The organism is Bacillus sp. ISL-55 (assembly GCF_018613155.1).
GTDB lineage: Bacteria > Bacillota > Bacilli > Bacillales > Cytobacillaceae > Mesobacillus.
In genome coordinates, this window is the sequence record NZ_JAGGQU010000016.1 from 60,596 (window position 1) to 79,208 (window position 18,613).

18 protein-coding genes and 1 pseudogene are annotated in these 18,613 nt (G+C 46.3%); 10 read left to right on the forward strand and 9 right to left on the reverse strand.

Features of this window, described 5'->3' with window-relative positions:
• From J7E32_RS09205 to J7E32_RS09240, 8 genes are all read left to right on the forward strand, one after another.
• Entirely contained in the window at positions 1–849 is an 849-nt protein-coding gene (locus J7E32_RS09205) for an ABC transporter substrate-binding protein (protein WP_214906634.1), read from the forward strand.
• 48 nt (positions 850–897) lie between these two features.
• Positions 898–1,596 carry an ABC transporter permease gene (locus tag J7E32_RS09210; RefSeq protein ID WP_214906635.1) on the forward strand — a complete coding sequence of 233 codons (699 nt, stop codon included), beginning with the start codon at positions 898–900 and terminating at the stop codon, positions 1,594–1,596.
• Positions 1,593–2,315, forward strand: coding sequence for an ABC transporter ATP-binding protein (locus tag J7E32_RS09215; protein ID WP_214906636.1), 723 nt, complete (start codon positions 1,593–1,595; stop codon positions 2,313–2,315). The genes J7E32_RS09210 and J7E32_RS09215 overlap by 4 nt, the downstream gene beginning before the upstream one ends.
• A gap of 162 nt (positions 2,316–2,477) precedes the next feature.
• The gene (locus tag J7E32_RS09220; protein WP_214906637.1) at positions 2,478–2,948 is read left to right on the forward strand and encodes a hypothetical protein; all 471 of its coding nucleotides are present in this window, start codon (positions 2,478–2,480) and stop codon (positions 2,946–2,948) included.
• A 59-nt stretch (positions 2,949–3,007) separates the two neighbouring features.
• Positions 3,008–3,760, forward strand: a complete 753-nt coding sequence (locus J7E32_RS09225; RefSeq protein ID WP_214906638.1) for a (S)-benzoin forming benzil reductase — start codon at positions 3,008–3,010, stop codon at positions 3,758–3,760.
• Positions 3,761–3,958: 198 nt separating this feature from the next.
• Positions 3,959–5,308 (forward strand): sensor histidine kinase, encoded by a 1,350-nt coding sequence (locus tag J7E32_RS09230; RefSeq protein ID WP_214906640.1) that lies wholly within the window; start codon positions 3,959–3,961, stop codon positions 5,306–5,308.
• Positions 5,309–5,359: 51 nt separating this feature from the next.
• A complete protein-coding gene (locus tag J7E32_RS09235) occupies positions 5,360–5,656 on the forward strand; it encodes a hypothetical protein (RefSeq protein WP_214906642.1) in 297 nt (98 codons plus the stop codon).
• A 171-nt stretch (positions 5,657–5,827) separates the two neighbouring features.
• Complete coding sequence (locus J7E32_RS09240; protein WP_214906644.1) at positions 5,828–5,983, forward strand: hypothetical protein; 156 nt, start codon at positions 5,828–5,830, stop codon at positions 5,981–5,983.
• Between the two features lie 59 nt (positions 5,984–6,042).
• Here J7E32_RS09240 and J7E32_RS09245 read toward each other — a convergent pair whose 3' ends face one another.
• The 4 genes and pseudogenes from J7E32_RS09245 to J7E32_RS09260 all read right to left on the reverse strand — a co-directional run bounded on the left by J7E32_RS09245 (position 6,043) and on the right by J7E32_RS09260 (position 10,204).
• Positions 6,043–6,234 carry a hypothetical protein gene (locus tag J7E32_RS09245; RefSeq protein WP_214906646.1) on the reverse strand — a complete coding sequence of 64 codons (192 nt, stop codon included), beginning with the start codon at positions 6,232–6,234 and terminating at the stop codon, positions 6,043–6,045.
• Between the two features lie 84 nt (positions 6,235–6,318).
• Positions 6,319–7,234, reverse strand: a pseudogene (locus J7E32_RS09250) (DUF7916 family protein).
• 102 nt (positions 7,235–7,336) lie between these two features.
• Positions 7,337–8,713, reverse strand: a complete 1,377-nt coding sequence (nagE, locus tag J7E32_RS09255) for an N-acetylglucosamine-specific PTS transporter subunit IIBC (RefSeq protein ID WP_214906648.1) — start codon at positions 8,711–8,713, stop codon at positions 7,337–7,339.
• A gap of 285 nt (positions 8,714–8,998) precedes the next feature.
• Complete coding sequence (locus tag J7E32_RS09260) at positions 8,999–10,204, reverse strand: membrane-associated sensor domain-containing protein (RefSeq protein ID WP_214906650.1); 1,206 nt, start codon at positions 10,202–10,204, stop codon at positions 8,999–9,001.
• A gap of 185 nt (positions 10,205–10,389) precedes the next feature.
• Here J7E32_RS09260 and J7E32_RS09265 point away from each other — a divergent pair, with 185 nt between their 5' ends.
• A complete protein-coding gene (locus tag J7E32_RS09265) occupies positions 10,390–11,409 on the forward strand; it encodes a YeiH family protein (protein WP_214906652.1) in 1,020 nt (339 codons plus the stop codon).
• 805 nt (positions 11,410–12,214) lie between these two features.
• Here the strand turns inward: J7E32_RS09265 and J7E32_RS09270 are convergent.
• Positions 12,215–13,582, reverse strand: coding sequence for an FAD-binding oxidoreductase (locus J7E32_RS09270; protein WP_214906654.1), 1,368 nt, complete (start codon positions 13,580–13,582; stop codon positions 12,215–12,217).
• Between the two features lie 57 nt (positions 13,583–13,639).
• Positions 13,640–14,668, reverse strand: a complete 1,029-nt coding sequence (locus tag J7E32_RS09275) for a ThiF family adenylyltransferase (RefSeq protein WP_214906656.1) — start codon at positions 14,666–14,668, stop codon at positions 13,640–13,642.
• Positions 14,669–14,813: 145 nt separating this feature from the next.
• On the opposite strand from J7E32_RS09275, the gene J7E32_RS09280 reads away from it, so the two are divergent.
• Positions 14,814–16,655 (forward strand): aldehyde ferredoxin oxidoreductase family protein, encoded by a 1,842-nt coding sequence (locus tag J7E32_RS09280; protein WP_214906658.1) that lies wholly within the window; start codon positions 14,814–14,816, stop codon positions 16,653–16,655.
• Positions 16,656–16,870: 215 nt separating this feature from the next.
• Here the strand turns inward: J7E32_RS09280 and J7E32_RS09285 are convergent, their stop codons facing one another.
• The 3 genes from J7E32_RS09285 to J7E32_RS09295 form a co-directional block, all read right to left on the reverse strand.
• Positions 16,871–17,143 carry a MoaD-like domain-containing protein gene (locus J7E32_RS09285; protein ID WP_214906660.1) on the reverse strand — a complete coding sequence of 91 codons (273 nt, stop codon included), beginning with the start codon at positions 17,141–17,143 and terminating at the stop codon, positions 16,871–16,873.
• A gap of 1 nt (position 17,144) precedes the next feature.
• A complete protein-coding gene (locus J7E32_RS09290) occupies positions 17,145–17,417 on the reverse strand; it encodes a ubiquitin-like small modifier protein 1 (RefSeq protein ID WP_214906662.1) in 273 nt (90 codons plus the stop codon).
• Between the two features lie 84 nt (positions 17,418–17,501).
• Positions 17,502–18,380: a selenium metabolism-associated LysR family transcriptional regulator gene (locus J7E32_RS09295; RefSeq protein WP_286182943.1), complete on the reverse strand. Its 879-nt coding sequence runs from the start codon at positions 18,378–18,380 to the stop codon at positions 17,502–17,504.
• Positions 18,381–18,613: the final 233 nt, after the last annotated feature.

Below are 18,613 nucleotides of genomic sequence, written 5' to 3' on the forward strand. Positions count from 1 at the left end.
ATGAAACTCAACCCATTGCTTTCTTTTATGATTATACTCATGATTGCTGTCGTTACCGGTTGTTCCGATTCATCTACTAAGGAATCTTCCGTAAAAGAGGGAAGAACGGACCTGATTCTCGCGACGACAACGAGCACCCAGGACAGCGGATTGCTCGATGTCCTTCATCCTGAATTTGAGGAGAAGCATGATTATAACCTTAAAATCATTGCTGTAGGTACAGGCCAGGCACTTGAAATGGGAACGCGCGGCGAAGCGGATGTCCTTCTTGTTCACGCACCAGCAGCAGAGGAAAAACTGGTAGCAAGCGGTGATGCCATCAACCGCCAAAAAGTCATGTACAATGATTTCATCGTTGTCGGACCTGCAGAAGACCCGGCAAAAGTAAAAGGGTTGTCCGTTCCAGAGGCATTGAAGAAAATCACCGATTCCAAAGAGGCATTTGTTTCACGCGGCGATGATTCCGGTACTCATAAAAAGGAACTTGAGCTTTGGAAGAAAGCGTCCCTTGACCCGGAAGCTCTTGGAGAAGCATATATGGAGGCTGGACAAGGCATGGGCGCGACACTCCAGATTGCTGCAGAAAAAAAAGGCTATACTTTGACAGATCGCGCTACTTTCCTTGCGCAGAAGAAAAACATGCCTGAAACTGACATTTTAGTAGAAGGCGACGAAAGCCTGCTGAACATTTACCACGTCATGCAGGTCAACAACGACAAGCATGAAAAAGTGAACGCAGAGGGTGCAAAAGCATTTGTGGAATTCATGATGGCAGAAGACACAAAAAAGATGATTAAGGACTTCGGTGCAGACGAATACGGAGAGCCTCTATTCTTCCTATTCGAATAATTCATTTTCACCATGCGATAAAAATTCTAAAAGAAAGCCTGATTGCATATGGAACTTTTACTTGAAGGATTAAAAAAAGCCATAGAAATGATTCTGTCGGGTGACCCGGAGATTCTCGAAATCACCCTGCTGACTCTCAAGGTATCGATCACTGCTGTTTTGATCAGCACATTGATCGGCATCCCGGCCGGCATGTTTCTTGGACTTGCCCGCTTTCCAGGCAGGAAGTTCATCCTTGCCATCGTCAATATCGGCATGGGGCTCCCTCCTGTCGTCGCCGGTCTATGGATTACTCTTTTCCTTTGGCGTTCAGGTCCGCTTGGAGATTTAGCCTGGCTTTATACACCAACTGCGATTATCATGGCACAGATCTTAGTGTCGCTGCCAATTGTCACCGCGCTTACAAGCACAGCATTCCAGCAGATCAACCCTAAATTGATCCTTCAGGTGAAGGCACTTGGCGCCACAAAGCTGCAGCTGTACTGGATATTGACAAAAGAGGTAAAGCTTGCAATCCTTGCAGCCATCATCGCCGGATTCGGACGGGTCATTGCCGAGGTCGGCGCCGCCATGATGGTCGGCGGCAATATCAGCGGCGAAACGAGAATATTGACGACCTCAATTGTGATGGAGGTTTCTAAAGGCAACTTTGACATCGCCCTGGCCCTTTCATTTATTCTGATGACGCTGGCATTCATCATTACATTCAGCTTAACTTACTTACAGCAAAGGAAGCGGAGCCTATGATCACTGCAAAAAATCTAGAAGTGAGAGCCGGTAAAAAAGTTCTTCTTTCCATTCCCCACTTTGAGCTTCATGAGGGTGAAATCCTCGGGGTCATGGGCCCGAACGGTGCTGGAAAAAGTACGTTCATCAAGGCGCTGGCTCTGCTGGAAAAGCCTGCGCAGGGTACGATTTTTCTGAAAGGCAAGGACATTACGAATGACTTGTCGCTCGATATGCGCAGGAAGTTCGCTGTCGCGATGCAGCAGCCGCTTCTCCTTGATACAACAGTCTTCCAAAACGTCGCGGTCGGCTTAAAGCTTCGGAAGCTCCCAAAACAGGAAGTGAAAGAAAAGGTCGCCTATTGGCTGGAAAAATTCCAAATCAGCTCTCTTGCAAAAAAGCATGCCGCGAACTTATCCGGCGGAGAAGCACAGCGAGTCAATCTGGCAAGGGCAATGGTGCTTGAGCCTGAGGTGCTGTTTCTGGATGAGCCCTTCTCTGCCCTTGACTTCCCCACCAAAGTCCAGTTATTGAAGGATATCAAGACCATCATCCAGCAGACAAACACGACGACTGTTTTTGTCAGCCACGATCTTATGGAATTGAAGTTCCTCGCAAATACGCTGGCAATCCTGATGGATGGGGAGCTGAAGCAGACTGGTCCCACAGAGGAAGTGCTGGCATCCCCCAACGCATCTGCTTCCACTTTTATAAATGAATGGAAAAGCCTTATCAATTAGTTGTAAACAGCATGGCATAAACGCCTGCTGTTTTTTTTTGCTGGAATATCCTTTTCAATTGGCTTGTTGCCTAGTGCAAATGCCTTGATGTTTTTTTATAAAAAGGAAATCCCTCTCTTTTGTCTAATTACTAGTTTATAAAACCTTCAAAGGAGTCTATAAATGGAAATGAATATGGATTTTACAACCCACAAACAAATGGCGATTGATTTGTTCAATCTTACCTGGGATCTGATCGAAAAACAGGACCGGACAGAAAACGAGGATGATACGATGCTTTATGCGGCGATGGCTTCCCGCTATCACTGGGGAATCGTTGGCACGCCGCTGAACTTTGCCCGCGGCGAATGGCAGATCTCAAGAGTGTATGCGATACTTGGGAGAGGCGAGGCTGCCCTCCACCATGCAAGAAAATCCGAAAAGCTGTGCCTGGACCATGACCTGGGCGCATTTGACCTTGGCTTTGCCTATGAGGCGAAGGCGCGTGCCCATGCCGTGTCAGGCGAGATGACCGAACAGGAACAATATATTGGACTCGCGCTTCAAACCGCAGAGAACGTAGATTTGGAATCGAATAGAGATTGGCTCATGAAAAACATTCATGCCGTCAGCACTGGGTTCATTCCAGTCTGATGCATAATCTGCTTCAATTTAGACTGAGAACAATGAAGTTTACATAAAGGAGAATCATAATGAAATACGCAATCGTAACGGGTGCCTCAAGGGGACTTGGAGCAGCAGCAGCACAACAATTCGTCTCAGAAGGAATCTCTGTCATAACAATTTCCAGGAATGAAAACAGCACATTGAAACAGGCTGCAGAAGCGGCTGGGATTAGCTATACACACTTTAGCTGTGACATATCTTCTGCCGAGCAGGTCCAAAGCGTCTCCGCTCAAATCTCCGAGGAAATTTTTCGCGATGCAGAAACCATCTATATCATCAACAATGCCGGAGTCATCGAGCCGATTGATGTGGCCGGGGAGCTTGATGCATCCTTGGTCCAGACGAATGTCCAGGTGAATCTGACGGCACCGATCCTGATCAGTAATCTATTTTTACAAAAAGCAAAAGAAACCGGCACCAGAGTCATCATTGCGAATGTAACGTCCGGGGCTGGTGAGCGGCCAATCCAGGGCTGGAGCATTTATTGCAGCACAAAAGCCGCTGTCAACATGTTCACGATGACCGCCGGCCTGGAGCTTGAGAACAACGGAAGCAGCAGCAAGGTCATCGCCTTCAGCCCGGGCCTGATGGATACGGACATGCAGGTGACAATCCGCTCTTCCTCAGAAGAAGCATTCGCCGATGTGGATACCTTCAGAAACTACAAAGAAAGCGGCAGTCTTCGCAGTCCTGATACTGTTGCCGGAGCGCTTGTTAAACTAGTACTGGCTGATAACCTCGAAAACGGGAAGATTTATAAGGTGAATGACTTACTGTAAAAAAGCGTAAGTACGATAGTCAAAATTTTTTTTGAGGTCAAAAGGCGAAGGAGCGATGTTTCTTCGCCTTTTTGCATGGGATTTCGCTTTTCCACCTCTTGATAATTATCTTTATTCCCTTCTATTTCCTTATTCTGCTCTGTTTCTGGATACTTTTTTAGTATGATGAAGGTAAGATTGATCATGGGAGTGGCATAAATGGATCGGATTTCTTTAAAAATCGGGGCAGTTTTTTTCATAACGATCTTGCTGGTCGAAGGTGTGTTGTTCTACTACCTTCACTCTTCTATCATCCATTCCAGGATCGACGAAGAACTGGCTTCCCTGCAAACGCGCGGCAATAACCATCGTGATATTCTGGAAACTTCCTATAGCAAGGAAACCATCCATCATATCACGACAATGGAATCGAGGACGGACACCCATGTCATTATCACCGATCAGACAGGTGCGATCATTTCTTCTTCCATACCGACGGATGACTACATGCAGGACATTATTATAGAAACGCCAGGTGATGTTTCGCGATCCGGGCTGATTTTAGAAGATGACTGGCAGGAAAAGCAATATATTGCGTCGGTAAGCACCCTGGAGAACGACGGGGCTGTTTATATGTTCAAGAACACCCAGCGGGTCCAGAGCCTGATTTCCAAGCTGAATAAACACTTCTTGCTTGCCGGAATCCTGCTGCTGACCTCAATGGCCGTGATTATCCTTTTCCTTTCCAGATTCATTACTAAGCCAGTCATTAAGATGAATGAAGCGACTTCAAAAATCCGCCAGGGCGACTACTCCGTCACTCTGCCCCGCCGCGGAAACGATGAATTGGGCGAGCTGGCAGAATCGATTCAGGTGCTTGCTGATGACCTAAGCCACATGAAAAGGCAGAGGAATGAGTTCCTCGCGAGCATTTCACATGAATTGCGGACACCGCTCACTTATATAAAAGGGTATGCAGACATCGCCGGTAAGCCGGGAATAACATCTGAGGACAGAAGCCAATACCTGCAAATCATCCATGAAGAGGCAACCAAGCTTTCCGGTCTGGTTAAAGGATTATTTGACCTTGCAAAAATGGATGAAAACACTTTTACCATCCAAAAGGAACGTTTGGAACTTTGTACATTCATGCGGGGAATATACTCGAGGATGGTACCTTCTTTTACTGAAAAAAATATGGCGCTTAATTTTGCCTGTCACGGGGAAGTCTATATCGAGGCTGACCCGGTCCGCTTTGAACAAATTCTCATTAACCTGCTGGATAATGCCAGAAAGTATTCAGATGAAGGAACGACGACTACAATGCAGGCTTTTAAAAGGAATGGCCATACCCATATCACCATCATCGATGAAGGGAAAGGCATTCCTGAAGAAGATCAGGCGTGGATTTTTGAGCGCTTTTACCGGGTCGACAAGTCACGGTCGAAAGCTTTGGGAGGTTCAGGGCTCGGACTTGCGATCGTAAAGGAACTAGTAGAAGCGCATGGCGGAAAAATTGCGGTTCGCAGCGAGCTGGACAAAGGAACTACATTCGAAATAATTCTTTGAGTGGTTTTAAATGTCTGAAACATGGAATACATAACTAGAGGGGTGATGTCATTGAAACGAGTCAATTCGTTGGTGGAAATTGTTGAAGCTGTGAAAAAAGAACACAATGGCAATAAAGTCTTTCTCAATCAGCACGAAACCTCACGCTCCGCTGTCACTTTGGGTGACGAAGACACTGAATCCGGCACAAGGCTGCATGTGAAAGCTGTGCTGAATCATTCCCTTTATTACTCAGAGATATTTACAGATGACACGCTCTATGAGGAAGCGAACGGGCTGATTCAGGAGTTGAAAGGTCTCGCGGAGGTTGAGCTAGTGAGCGAGGAAGAGATTGACCGATTAGTATAAGGTTTAGTTTTAAAGGGCAGCTGGGTGCAAGCTGTCCTTTTTTATTGAATTCTTAGTATTAAAAGTTTTTACAGATTGACTTAACTGAACCTCAGTTTAAAAAAAATTTACATATTGCCACCCTTATACTGGGAAAACTAACTTAGTACTCACTTTTAAGGAGGGCTTACAATGACGAAAAAGTTCAATAAGGGCAGCAAAAATCAAAACTCGCCAAAGCTCGGTAACCAGATGTCCGAGTTTTCCGGTGAATTGACGAGCGGCGACAACAGTAAGGGAAACAAACGCAACAAAGACCAGAGCGATAAAACAGACCGCCATCAATAGGATTGGCTTTCGCAGTGATAAGCCTCTAAAAGGAAAAGCCGGCAAATACATGCCGGCTTTTAGTCCATTTCAGTCAGTATGGCTGTTTGGTTATTCAGGTTTGCAGGGTCGATTCCATCGCTTTCGTTTTCATCGTAAAAAGCTTCCTGGAGCTTCATGTTCGCTTCTGCTGTTTCCTGTTGATCTTTTTCTGAAACTGGATTGGCAGACTTTGCGTTTGGATCAATATTTACGTACTTGTCCTTATCCATGTTGAATCCCTCCTGATGTTAGTATCAGCCTTGGATTATACTTTTACCCGGATAATAGCTAAGGCGAACATGCAAAATCAGGAATTATCTGCGTACAGAAGCTGCCATGCGGACATACGTATGCCGTTTGCCGCGGACGACAATTGAATAGGCCATGATGTTCTCCGGAGAAGCGATACCAGCTGCCCCGGCGTCCCCGATATGATAGAGGTCGGCACCGGCCATCTTGCTGTTCAGGGCTATTTGTTTGATGGTTTGTTCATCGGCCCCCTCCTGGCTTGTTCCGGTCGTTAAAATAGCGAGAGCCCCTTTTTGGTGGACAAGCTCAACAAGCTTTGCTGTCTTTTCGACCGTGAAACCTGGAACTGTGCCCGGCGACGGAATCAGGATGATGTCAGCACCTGCTTCGACAAAGCTATGCAGGGTTTCCTCCGTCATCATCGAGCTTCCCGTCTCACCCGCTACGCCGGCGCCATGCATTTTTCCCGCAATGATCAACCCATCTGGCCCAAAAGCTGCTCGGGCTTTCTCGATGGCCTTCGAAATCTCGGAATTCGTGACGCCTGTTTTTGGATTCCCTGTTAAGCAGACGAAATCGAAGCCAAGCTCCTTCGCTCTTTTAAGTGAATTATCGGTAGCAATCCTTCCTTCAGGCAGCTGCTGCAGTGTCTCAAGCTTGTCAGCCTGGAGGTCGACCGGCTCTAGGTTCAAGCCAACAGGACGGCCAACCAGCTTCTTTAATTGGCGGACCACTTCAGCAGGCTCTGTTTCCGGCAAGCTCTCGACCGAAGGATTCCACATCGAAAAAGTTCAGCAGGATAAGGTCAGCACCGAATGTTGCTGCCAGTTCGGCATTCGTCACTGCCGGATAAAGCGGTGAGAATGCCCCGATGACCTCAGATAAAATCGTCCGTCCCTCCGAAGCGATGATCGCCTTTTTCAAATCCTGTCCCGTCATTTGTTCAAAATCTGATGCCGTGCAGTCAAGCAGTCGTTTCATGAAAATATCCCTCCATTTATATAAGCTCGGATTTCAGCTGACAATAACCATCAATCTTTGTAAAAAAGACCTGGCGGTGAGATGCCGCCAAGTCTGTCTTTCTTATTTTCTCTTCATTTCATTGGCCAAAAATTCTACATCGGTTCCAACAATGACTTGAAGGTCTGTTTTATTAAGCTTCAACACACCTTTTGCGCCAAGGCGCTTCAGTTCTGCTTCATTTACTTTTGCCATATCCCCGACCTTTAAACGAAGGCGGGTTACGCAGTTGTCCAATTCCTTAAGATTGCTTTTGCCGCCTAATGCTGCAAGATAATGATCTGCAAGCTCTGCGTAATTTCCTTTTGATGCACCGCTTTCCGTGAATTCACCCTCAACCTCGTCTTCGCGTCCTGGTGTCTTGAGGTCAAGCTTGATGATCAGGAAGTAGAAAATCACGAAATACAGCACTGCGTACACGAGGCCGACACCGAGCAGCAGCAATGGCTTTTGGGCGATTCCGTAGTTCAGTACATAGTCGATTGCACCGGCTGAGAATCCGAATCCATGGTGGATATCGAGCAAATAGGTAATCGACATTGCCAGACCAGTCAAAACGGCGTGAATTCCGTAAAGGACTGGAGACAGGAACATGAACAAGAATTCGATTGGCTCTGTGATTCCTGTTAGGAATGATGTGAACGCTAAACCGATAAGCGCTCCTGCAGTAGCCTTCTTGCGTTCCTTTTTCGCCGCGGCAATCATCGCGAATGCTGCAGCTGGAAGGCCGAACATCATGACTGGGAAGAAACCGTTCATAAAGATACCAGCTTTAGGGTCGCCTGCGAAGAAACGGTTCAGGTCGCCTTTAACAACCTCTCCTGCCGCATTGGTGAATTCACCGAATTCAAACCAAACTAGCGTATTCAAAACATGGTGAAGGCCCATTGGAATCAATAAACGGTTCAAGAAACCGAATACGCCTACTCCAACTGCACCAGCACCGACAATCCATTCACCGACATTGTTAATGCCTGTCTGGATTGGCGGCCAAACATAACCGAAAATACCGGCTAAAACAATCATCACCAATGAAGTAATTATCGGAACGAAACGCTTGCCGCCGAAGAATCCGAGCCAGTCCGGCAGCTTGATATCGTGAAAACGGTTGTAAAGCAAACCGGCGATTACCCCGGATAAAATCCCGCCAAGCACCGCCATATTGATGCTCTCATTGACAGCACCTGCACCCTTTGTCAAAACAAAATAGCCAATTGCACCAGCAAGACCGGCAGCACCGTGGCCATCCTTCGAAATACCAACTGCCACACCGATCGCGAATAATAATGCAAGATTCGCGAAGATCGCGTCACCTGCTGCAGAAATGAAAGGAATATCCAATAAGTCCGGCTGCCCAAGACGCAGCAATAACGCAGCTGCAGGTAAAACAGCGATTGGAAGCATCAAAGCCTTCCCGATTCTTTGTAAAAATCCTAGCACCTTCAACACCTCTTCCTTTTGAATTGTAAATGCTTACATTTTTCAAGAACATTGTAGAAATTTGTAAACACACACCCAGTTTAACACTTCGGCTTCCTAAATAATATCCTAAAAAAAGACTATTTTTAATATTTAGACTTCAGAAGTTCTGGCGCTCCCTTCCTGAGTATGTCACCCTCGTAATCGGACAGGGCTTATACTTATAGCTTATTCGCAGGTTTTTATAAAATTCCATTCGGCAATGGGGAAACAAAAAACCTGCATTTCTGCAGGTTTGATCAAAGCTTACAAAGCATTGGCCTTCATACTTCTGGAACAGCGGTCCAACCGTGAATACTTAGCGATCCCCATAACGGCTCCGGCTATCTCCACTACCTCGCCATTGGTCATAACGGGCATGAGAGAGATCGCATACGTTTGACCGCCAATTTCAATTTCATAGACAATCTTCTCGTTATTTTTCCAGACACAGTCATAGTACCTTTCAATTCTCCCCGCCTTATCGGGCAGGAATTCACCGAGGGTCTTGCCATTGATCTCATTCGGGGTGAAGCCAAGATCATTCAGCAGCCCGCCGCCAACAATGTGGTGGATGAAGTCATCGCCCTGCTTTGACAGCTTGAAAATGATTCCATAATGGCTCTGGATCATCTCCTCCGTCTGCCGCCACATTTTTTGATGAGGATCTTTCAGAAAGCTGTCATCCGCAATCGCCGAGAAGTAAAACCCTCTCATGATGAAAAAGTAGCCAAGTGCCTTGTACAGATGGCCGGTGAAATTATCGATATCATAAACGCTCTGGTAGATCGTGAAAACGAGTTCGGACAAAAACAGAAACGTGAATGCCAGCGCTACATACAGATGCTGGCCCTTCTTGCCTTCATTGTAAAAGTAAAGTGAAATGATAATTGAGATGAAGTGCAGGAAACTGACAGCGTATTCTATGAGATTTTTCAGGATGGTTGTCCCTTCACCTTCAATGACGAGCAGCGGAAGGCTCTGTTCAAACCTGAAAATCACGAACATTATGACTCCTATAACCGCAGTGCAAACTGCCAGACAGATGCGCCTTGGATCCTGCTGCAGCTTCCGTTCGGGCAGAACGAGAACCAGCACGATCAATAATGATTCAATGCTGCGGGCCGAAACCCAGAACCATGTTGCCTTCGCGATGGAACTTTCCGTTATAAAAAAAGGCATTCCCTGGAATGTGAGTGTATGCAATAAATCGAGCATTCCGACGATGAAAAACAAAAAGCTCAGCATCAGGATTTTTCTGGACTGCGAGAAGCTGAACGCTTTCCAGCCGTATGAGAAAATCGAAAACGAAACCGCAATGCTGAAAAATTCCAAAATCGTATGGATGGCAATATAATTTTCAGGGTTCAAATAGGACGAAAGGTCGGCATGATAGAGATGGATCACCATCAAAAGCATGACAGCAGCTACAATATATACAAGAAACCTTCCCTCCGACATGCTTTTCTCCATTTTGCTCACCTGCTTAAGGAGGATATAGTTACCTTTATTATAAGCACCATCCAGTACCCATGCTTAGCTTACATATAGCCGTTTTGTGAATATTGCCAATTTGGGATAGATACACATATGGGTTTTGCTATTTTTCTTTTAAAAGGTAAAGTGGTAGTTAGAAAGTTTATAAGGACGTGTAATAAATGAAAATAAATGATCTACTGCCTCGTTTTACCATGCCCGTCATGAGAGGTATTGCTTTAACTCTGGCGCTTGCGCTGGCTGCCCGGTTGATTGCCGGCCTGCCATTCTTTTCAATCATGGGCCAGCTTGTCATTGCCATCATGCTGGGAATGATTTGGCGGGCGTCTGTCGGAGTGAACAGCAGCCTGTTGGAAGGTGCATCTTATTCCAGCAAAAAATTGCTTCGTCTCGGAATCATATTGCTTGGATTCAGGCTGAATCTTTATGATATTTACAATGCTGGATCAACGGTATTTTTCATCGCCTTCGCGAATCTGGCGTTTGCCCTTGTCGTCGTCTATGGATTGAGCCGCCTTTTTAAGGTGGAGAAAAGACTTGGCATCCTGACTGCCTGCGGGACTGCGATTTGCGGAGCTGCAGCAGTTGTCGCCATCGCGCCAGTCATCAAGGCCAATGAAAAAGAAACCGCTGTGGGTGCAGCCAATGTGGCTGTGCTCGGAACGATTTTCACGATTCTTTATACCTTGATCTTCTCTTATCTTGATTTGAAAGCACTTGATTATGGTGTATTTGCGGGAGGCACACTGCATGAAATCGCCCACGTCGTCGCTGCTGCCGATCCCGCTGGACAGGCTGCCCTCGACCTCGCGATTATCGTAAAATTAACCAGGGTAGCGCTGCTTGTTCCGGTTGCTATTTTAATAGGATTCCTTATCCAGCGGAAGGAAACTGGTGCCGCCGGTCAAAAAATGACGCTGGCTACCCTTCCAATTCCATGGTTCATTCTTGGATTCCTTGCGGTTAGTGCGTTCAATACGACAGGAGTTGTCAGTGAGGGCGCTGCTTCAGCCATCGTCAGCCTCGCCTATTTGCTCATCGGAATGGCCATGGCAGGACTCGGCTTGAATGTCGACTTTAAATCATTCAAGCAAATGGGCGGAAAAGCATTGTCAGCAGGACTTGCCGGTTCGGTGTTGCTATCGGTGTTTGGGTATTTGCTGGTTGTGTTAATGCTGTAAGCGTGAGATTTTTCAAATAGAGGAAAATTTGGCGTGGTGGTGTTCAAGCTTTGGGAACTTTTGGACAGCTTTTATGTCTCATTGCAGAAAGTTGTCCGAACCAGGAGCTACTTCGGACAGCTTTTGTTTCTCAATCCAGAAAGCTGTCCGAACTCAGAGCTACTTCGGACAGCTTTTGTGTCTCAATCCAGAAAGCTGTCCGAACCTTGAGCTACTTCGGACAGCTTTTGCCTCTCAATGCCGAAAGCTGTCCGAACCTTAAGCTACTTCGGACAGCTTTTGTGTCTCAATCCAGAAAGTTGTCCGAACCTTGAGCTACTTCGGACAGCTTTTGTGTTTCAATGCCGAAAGCTGTCCGAACCTTAAGCTACTTCGGACAGCTTTTGTGTCTCATCGCCGAAAGCTGTCCGAACTCAGACCTACTTCGGACAGCTTTTGTGTCTCAATCCAGAAAGCTGTCCGAACTCAGACCTACTTCGGACAGCTTTTGCCTCTCATTGCCGAAAGCTGTCCGAACTCAGAGCTACTTCAGACAGCTTTTGGGTCTCATTGCCGAAAGCTGTCCGAACCCTGTGCTACTTCCGACAGCTTTTGTGTCTCAATGCCCAAAGTTGTCCGAACTCGGACCTACTTCGGACAGCTTTTGTGTTTCAATCCAGAAAGCTGTCCGAACTCTGCGCTACTTCGGACAGCTTTTGGGTCTCATTGCAGAAAGTTGTCCGAACTCAGAGCTACTTCGGACAGCTTTTGTGTGTCACTGCATAAAACGGTCCGAACCTTGATCTACTATCTCATTTCATCTGAATTAATCCACGAAAATCTTCCCAGGATTCAAAATCCCGTTCGGATCAAGTGTTTTTTTGATTGATTTCATGACTTCATAGGCAGCGCCATGCTCAAGTCGCTGGTATTTTGCCTTCCCTAGACCGACACCGTGTTCGCCTGTGCAGGTGCCGCCGCGCTTTAGTGCGTAGTGGACGATTTCTTCATTAATCCGGTCTCCATCTTTTACCTCTTCAGGATTTTCTTTATCTATCAGCAGTAACACGTGATAATTACCGTCTCCGACATGGCCGACGATTGAGCCTTCTATCGAGGAAGCATCGATCAATTCACGGGTGTGAAGAATCGCGCCGGTCAATTCGGAAACCGGGACACTGACATCTGTCAGCATGATGATTTTTTTGCCAGCTGTGTGCTTATAGGCGTACAGCAGATTATGCCTTGCTTCCCAAAGTTGATTGCGTGCTTTGGAATCCGCCTCAAATTGGAAGTCCGAGCAGCCGTGGTCCTTCAATATTTCAGTGGCAAATTCTACATCCTGGGCCAGTCCGGCTTCGTTACCATGGAATTCCATGAATAGCGTGGTGCTTTCTTCGTAATCTGTTTCCATGTATTCATTCACTTTTTTCACCGACTCTGCATCGACGAACTCAATCCGGGCCACCGGAATGCCGCCGGCTAAAATGCTAACCACGGCGTCGACGGCATTTTTTACAGAAGGAAAAACTGCCCGGGCTGCGGTAATCGCCTCTGGAATGCCATATACTTTCAAGGTTAGTTCTGTGATGACACCAAGTGTTCCTTCCGAGCCGACAAACATGCCGTTCAAGTGGATGCCCGATGAAGATTTAGCGGCAAGGCTTCCGGTATGGATGATGTCACCGTTCGCAAGCACAACCTCAAGATCCCGTACCTGATCGCGCATGATGCCGTAGCGGACAGAGGTCGTACCGCTCGCATTCGTTGCAGCCATCCCGCCAAGCGTCGCATCTGCACCCGGATCAACGGTGAAAAACAAACCGCATTTTTTTAGTTCCTTGTTCAACACCGACCTCGTGACGCCAGGCTGGACTTTTACGAGAAAGTCACTTTCCTTCACTTCGACGATCGCATTCATCTGAGAAAGATCAAGAGAAATTCCGCCATTTACCGGGATGACGTGTCCTTCCAGACTCGTTCCCAATCCGAATGGCACAACTGGAATTTTCTGCTCGTTCGCAAATTTCAGTACCTTGCTGACGTCCTCTTTATTCCGCGGAAATACAACAACATCCGGCAGGCATGGTTCGTGATAGGATTCATCCCGGCCGTGAAGTTCCAAAATTGTTTCATTCACAGTTACAAGCTCTTCCCCTATGACTTTCTTCAACTCATCTATGTAGCCTGCCATTTTTATCTCCCCTTTTTTAAAATGCAGTTTTCGCTTTACTTATAAACTTCTATAAAATTATGAACCAAGATATCTTGCATAATATGATTTTGCTTTTACCGTATCATTCGTGCCATGAATGAGGACCCTTCCATCCTGGAAAATGACCATCGTGATTTCATCATCCGGCATGAAGCGCAGCAAAAATGGATTGCCTTTTACCTCGCCATTATTTTTCAGGCGGACAGCCAGCTTCTCCAAGTCCTGTTTCGTTTTTTGCCGCGGGTTGATCTGGATGGTGTTCCGTCCGCATAAGGATGCATAGTTAATTTGCTGATTGGAGGACCGGTCTAAAAATTCATATTGATGATGGACGCATGCCGGGCATTCTGGATTGCGTCCTTGGCTGACGTCCATTTGCAAAAAGGAGTTGTACCAGATATCCATTTGCTCAAGATTCGGGTTCGACTCTGCCCCTACGAGGAGCTTAATTGCCTCGACCGCTTCAAAGGATCCAATGATATCCGTAATCGGTGAAAGCACCCCGATGCTGTCGCATGTCTCTCCCAGTCCAGCAGGAACCGATGGGAATAAGCAACGATAGCAAGGGGTCTTCCCCGGTTTGATGGCGGCAAACATCCCACGTGAACTGACAGCGCCGCCATAAACCCAAGGAATGCCATGCTTGACGGCAACATCATTTATAAGATAGCGGGCCATAAAATTATCGGTTCCATCAACAATCACATCAAAGCCTGCAAACAGATCCTCTGCGTTGTCGAGCGTCAAATCAGCGATGATTGCTTCTACTTTTACCTCTGAATTGATTTTCTTCAGTTTTTTTTCAGCGGCGATGACCTTCGGAAGGTTCTCGCGTGCATCATCCTCATCATAGAGAGTCTGGCGCTGAAGGTTAGAGAGCTCCACCAGGTCACGGTCGATGATGCGCACATGCCCGACACCTGACCTGACCAGATGATTCGAAATCACTGTACCCAGCGCACCCATGCCCACGATAACGGCTGAGCTTTTCAATAGCTTCTCCTGACCTGCACTTCCAATTGGCTGGAATAAAATCTGCCGTGAATAACGCTCCAAATCTTTCATCCATATCCCCTCATTTCTATTTCATTATATCTTTAAATAAAGCTTTTTTTTAGGCTGAATTTTCACTATACTTAAGTTTAAGAGGGAAAATAGGCCTCTTGTATTATATTTATCCATACTAAATGAAAGAGGTGGATTAGTTAAGATGAATTTTGGGGGATTTAAAAACAAAGAAGTATTGGTTGACTTGACGAATGGCACTGTCGGCTACAGAGGCATCAATGAGGACGACGTGAAAAAGTATGTCGGCGGCCGCGGTCTTGGGGTTAAGTACGTATTGGACAACGGACCGGAAGTTGAACCTCTGTCAGAAGAAAACATTCTATGCATCATGACTGGGCCTGTAACAGGTTCACGTTCATCGATGAGCGGACGTCTTGCAGTGGTAACGAAGTCTCCATTGACAGGAACGGTTACTGACTCGCACATGGGCGGATGGACTGCAGCCCGTTTGAAGTGGGCTGGCATCGACAACGTTATTTTCAAAGGCAAGAGCGACAAGCCTGTGTACCTTTATATCGAAGACGGCAAGGCTGAAATCCGCGACGCTTCTCAATTGTGGGGATTGAGCACTCGCGCGACTGTACAGTCTTTGAAGGATGCACATGGTGAAGAAAACCTTAGCGTTATGACAATCGGCCAGGCTGGCGAAAACGGCGTACGTTTTGCTGGTTTCATGAACGAGCATGACCGTGCTGCAGGACGCGGCGGTACTGGTGCCGTTGCTGGTTACAAGAAATTGAAAGCAATCGTTATCAAAGCGGCGCAAAAAGGCAACATGCCTGAGCCGGCGCAAAAAGATGATTACAACCAGGCTAACAAGAAAGCGGTTAAAGCGATTCTTGAAGGCGGCCTGACTGCGCCTAACAAAGGCGGCTTATCCGTATATGGAACAAACGTCCTTACTAACTTGATCAATGAAGTGGGAGCGCTTCCAACTCGCAACTCTCAATTGACACACTGGGATGAAGCTGAAAAGCATTCCGGCGAGTGGGTTAACGAACACCTGCTTGTTGCCAACAACACATGCCACGCTTGCCCGGTTGGCTGTAAAATTGAAGTTGAAGTTAAAGAAGGCAAATATAAGACTCGCGTAGAGAGCTTTGAGTTCGAATCTGCATGGGCACTTGGTGCGAACAGCGGATTGAGCGACTCTGAAGCAATCGCATACTTAATCGACATCTGTAACGAATACGGTATGGATACAATTGAACTTGGCCATGCCATATCTGTGACAATGGAAGCCTATGAAAAAGGCATCGTTGACCAGAAGCTTGACTGGGGCGACGCTGACGGCATGATTGAAATTGCTCGCAAAATCGCATTCCGTGAAGGCTTTGGCGGCATCCTTGCTGAAGGTCCTGCACGCGCGACTGCTGCATGGGGCGTTCCTGAACTGTCTATGTCAGTAAAAGGCCAGTCCATCCCTGCTTACGATCCACGCGGTATCCAGGGTATCGGCCTTGGCTATGCGACTAGTAACCGTGGTGCCTGCCACCTTCGCGGCTACACAATCGCATCTGAAATCGCCGGCATTCCTGAACCAACAGACCGTACAGTAGCAGAAGGAAAAGCTGAGCTTCTGAATGTATTCCAGAACCTGCTTTCATTCTCTGACTCTATGAATATCTGTAAGTTCTCTTCTTTCTCTGAAAATGCAGAGCACTATGCTGAGCAATATAGCACAATGACTGGCATTCCAATGACAGCAGATGATGTCATGCTTGCAGGGGAAAGAATCTATAACCTAGAGCGATACTACAACAACCTGGCTGGCTTCAACAAGCGTGAGGATGACTTCCTGCCAAAACGCTTCACTGAAGAAGCAGCTTCCGGCAACAGCGAAGGCATGGTCAGCCGCATGGATATCATGCTGGAAGATTACTATAATGTCCGCGGCTGGAAAGATGGCGTTGTTACAGAAGAAAAACTTCGCGAACTGGGTATTATTGGCGAAGAAACAACTCCAGCTACAGAAGAAGTTTAATAGTTTTTTAGAAAACCAGGCGATTTTGCCTGGTTTTTGTTTCTAATTAGACGCTGAATTATTGCCTAGAAATCTTTTATAGCGGAAATTTTATTTTTATAGCGAGTTTTTCGTTTTTATAGCGAATTTTTCGTTTTTATAGCGAATTGGAAAAAACAGCTGATTTTTTCCAGGTAAAATAAAAAGGCTCCGGCATTAATCTGCCGAAACCAATGCTACCCGCCTACCCGGGTTGTTTTATAACGGTAATTTTTAATCAGCTGATCGAGATCTTCCACGCTTTCCGCCGCAAATCTAATATGTACAGCGTTGACAATGAATGTTTTTGTAAAAGTAAGCTCATTCTCGCTTAAAATCTCCGCTTTCCAACTTTCTGCTTCATACACAAACGGGAAGGAATCGGTTACGAGTCTGCCGCCAAGTTCTTCAAAATACATGCCAAGGTGTTCCCTATTGATTCCGCGAAATTCTAGTATTCTATCAACCATATCAGCCACCAGCAACCGGAGGAAACAGCGCAAACTGGTCGCTTTCTTTTACATGAGTTTCAAGGTCTTGATCATGGACGATGTTACGGCCATTGATATAGACATGTACAAATGGCTTGAGCGTCTTCTCTTCTGTATAAATTTCTTTATGTAATTCCGGGAACATTTCGCACATTTTATCAAGCACATCCATTACCCGGTCTCCATCAGGCTTCACTTCGACTGTTACGCCTCCGCAAATCTCCCTAAGATTAGCAAATACCTTCACCTGCATCCCAAACGCCCCTTTCTCCTTAATGTAATAATAAATTGAAAAATGAAAAATGTCATTATCTCTTTCAGTCTGGATCCTTCACTCTTAATCGACGATCTCTGAAAACTGTCTGATAATCGGCCGATTTTCATCATCTGAATGAGTCACGAGATAGAATTCCCGCTCGTATGGTTCGAAAGTATCGACGATTTTAATGCGTCCAGCTCTTTCTGCTGGCATAGCCGCCAGCTTGGAGATAAAACTGATGCCAAGCCCTGCTTCAACTGCAGCGATGACGGATTCCGTACTTCCGATCGATAAGGCAACTTTCAAATCTTCAAGCGACAGGCCTTTTTCGGCTAAGTAACGCTCCATCATTTTGCGTGTGCCCGATCCTTCTTCACGGAGGACAAAATCATATTGTTGAAGTTGCGAAAAGGATGGAGACGCCGTATCGACCAATGGGTGATCTTCTGGCGTGACTAAAACAAGGGAATCAACTGCGACCGGATTGCTTTTTAACAATCGCGATTCGACCTTCATCCCGATGATCGCAGCATCAATCTGGTGGTTCTGCAGTTTTTCAAGGACCTTTTTCGAATCTCCAATTTCAATTTTGACATCCACCTTTGGAAAAAGGCTGCGGAAATTTTTAATCCAGCCGGGAAGCAAATAGGTTCCTGGTATGGTACTCGCACCAATTGTCAGTGTGCCTGTCAAGGTTCCCTTAAATTCACCGAGTTCGTCCTCAAGAGTCCTCCATCGATTGGCAATGTCCTTTGCCGCTGTATAAACAAGCATACCTGCAGGCGTTGGCCTGATTCCTGCCGCTCCCCTGTCAAGCAGTTCAAATCCTAACTCATCTTCAAGGCTTTTGATTTTCAGGCTGACAGAGGGCTGTGAGCTTTTAAGTGCAGCCGCTGCTTCGGAAAAACTATTCTTTTCGACAACCATTATGAAAGCTTCCAACTTTTTCAGATTCATGCTTTTCTCCCAGTTCCAGACATATTATATAATCCAATATTAATACGAATTGCACTGATATAGTCAAAAAATTTTATTAAAAAGATTTTACTAGCCATTTTAGGAGGATGGCTGGCGTCAATGTGTTTATTGAACAGCATTTCTTAGACATTTTACTTCGTGATAGCTAGCAAAATGTCTATTAAAAGAAGCTTCTTAGACAATTCAAAGAGTGACGGACGTCAAAATGTCTA

Bases quoted from the DNA above. Each gene is read 5' to 3' on its own strand.
- J7E32_RS09205 (WP_214906634.1), top strand. From the start codon at position 1: ATGAAACTCAACCCATTGCTTTCTTTTATGATTATACTCATGATTGCT.
- J7E32_RS09210 (WP_214906635.1), top strand. From the start codon at position 898: ATGGAACTTTTACTTGAAGGATTAAAAAAAGCCATAGAAATGATTCTG.
- J7E32_RS09215 (WP_214906636.1), top strand. From the start codon at position 1,593: ATGATCACTGCAAAAAATCTAGAAGTGAGAGCCGGTAAAAAAGTTCTT.
- J7E32_RS09220 (WP_214906637.1), top strand. From the start codon at position 2,478: ATGGAAATGAATATGGATTTTACAACCCACAAACAAATGGCGATTGAT.
- J7E32_RS09225 (WP_214906638.1), top strand. From the start codon at position 3,008: ATGAAATACGCAATCGTAACGGGTGCCTCAAGGGGACTTGGAGCAGCA.
- J7E32_RS09230 (WP_214906640.1), top strand. From the start codon at position 3,959: ATGGATCGGATTTCTTTAAAAATCGGGGCAGTTTTTTTCATAACGATC.
- J7E32_RS09240 (WP_214906644.1), top strand. From the start codon at position 5,828: ATGACGAAAAAGTTCAATAAGGGCAGCAAAAATCAAAACTCGCCAAAG.
- J7E32_RS09245 (WP_214906646.1), bottom strand. From the start codon at position 6,234: ATGGATAAGGACAAGTACGTAAATATTGATCCAAACGCAAAGTCTGCC.
- J7E32_RS09260 (WP_214906650.1), bottom strand. From the start codon at position 10,204: ATGGAGAAAAGCATGTCGGAGGGAAGGTTTCTTGTATATATTGTAGCT.
- J7E32_RS09265 (WP_214906652.1), top strand. From the start codon at position 10,390: ATGAAAATAAATGATCTACTGCCTCGTTTTACCATGCCCGTCATGAGA.
- J7E32_RS09270 (WP_214906654.1), bottom strand. From the start codon at position 13,582: ATGGCAGGCTACATAGATGAGTTGAAGAAAGTCATAGGGGAAGAGCTT.
- J7E32_RS09275 (WP_214906656.1), bottom strand. From the start codon at position 14,668: ATGAAAGATTTGGAGCGTTATTCACGGCAGATTTTATTCCAGCCAATT.
- J7E32_RS09280 (WP_214906658.1), top strand. From the start codon at position 14,814: ATGAATTTTGGGGGATTTAAAAACAAAGAAGTATTGGTTGACTTGACG.
- J7E32_RS09285 (WP_214906660.1), bottom strand. From the start codon at position 17,143: ATGGTTGATAGAATACTAGAATTTCGCGGAATCAATAGGGAACACCTT.
- J7E32_RS09290 (WP_214906662.1), bottom strand. From the start codon at position 17,417: ATGCAGGTGAAGGTATTTGCTAATCTTAGGGAGATTTGCGGAGGCGTA.
- J7E32_RS09295 (WP_286182943.1), bottom strand. From the start codon at position 18,380: ATGAATCTGAAAAAGTTGGAAGCTTTCATAATGGTTGTCGAAAAGAAT.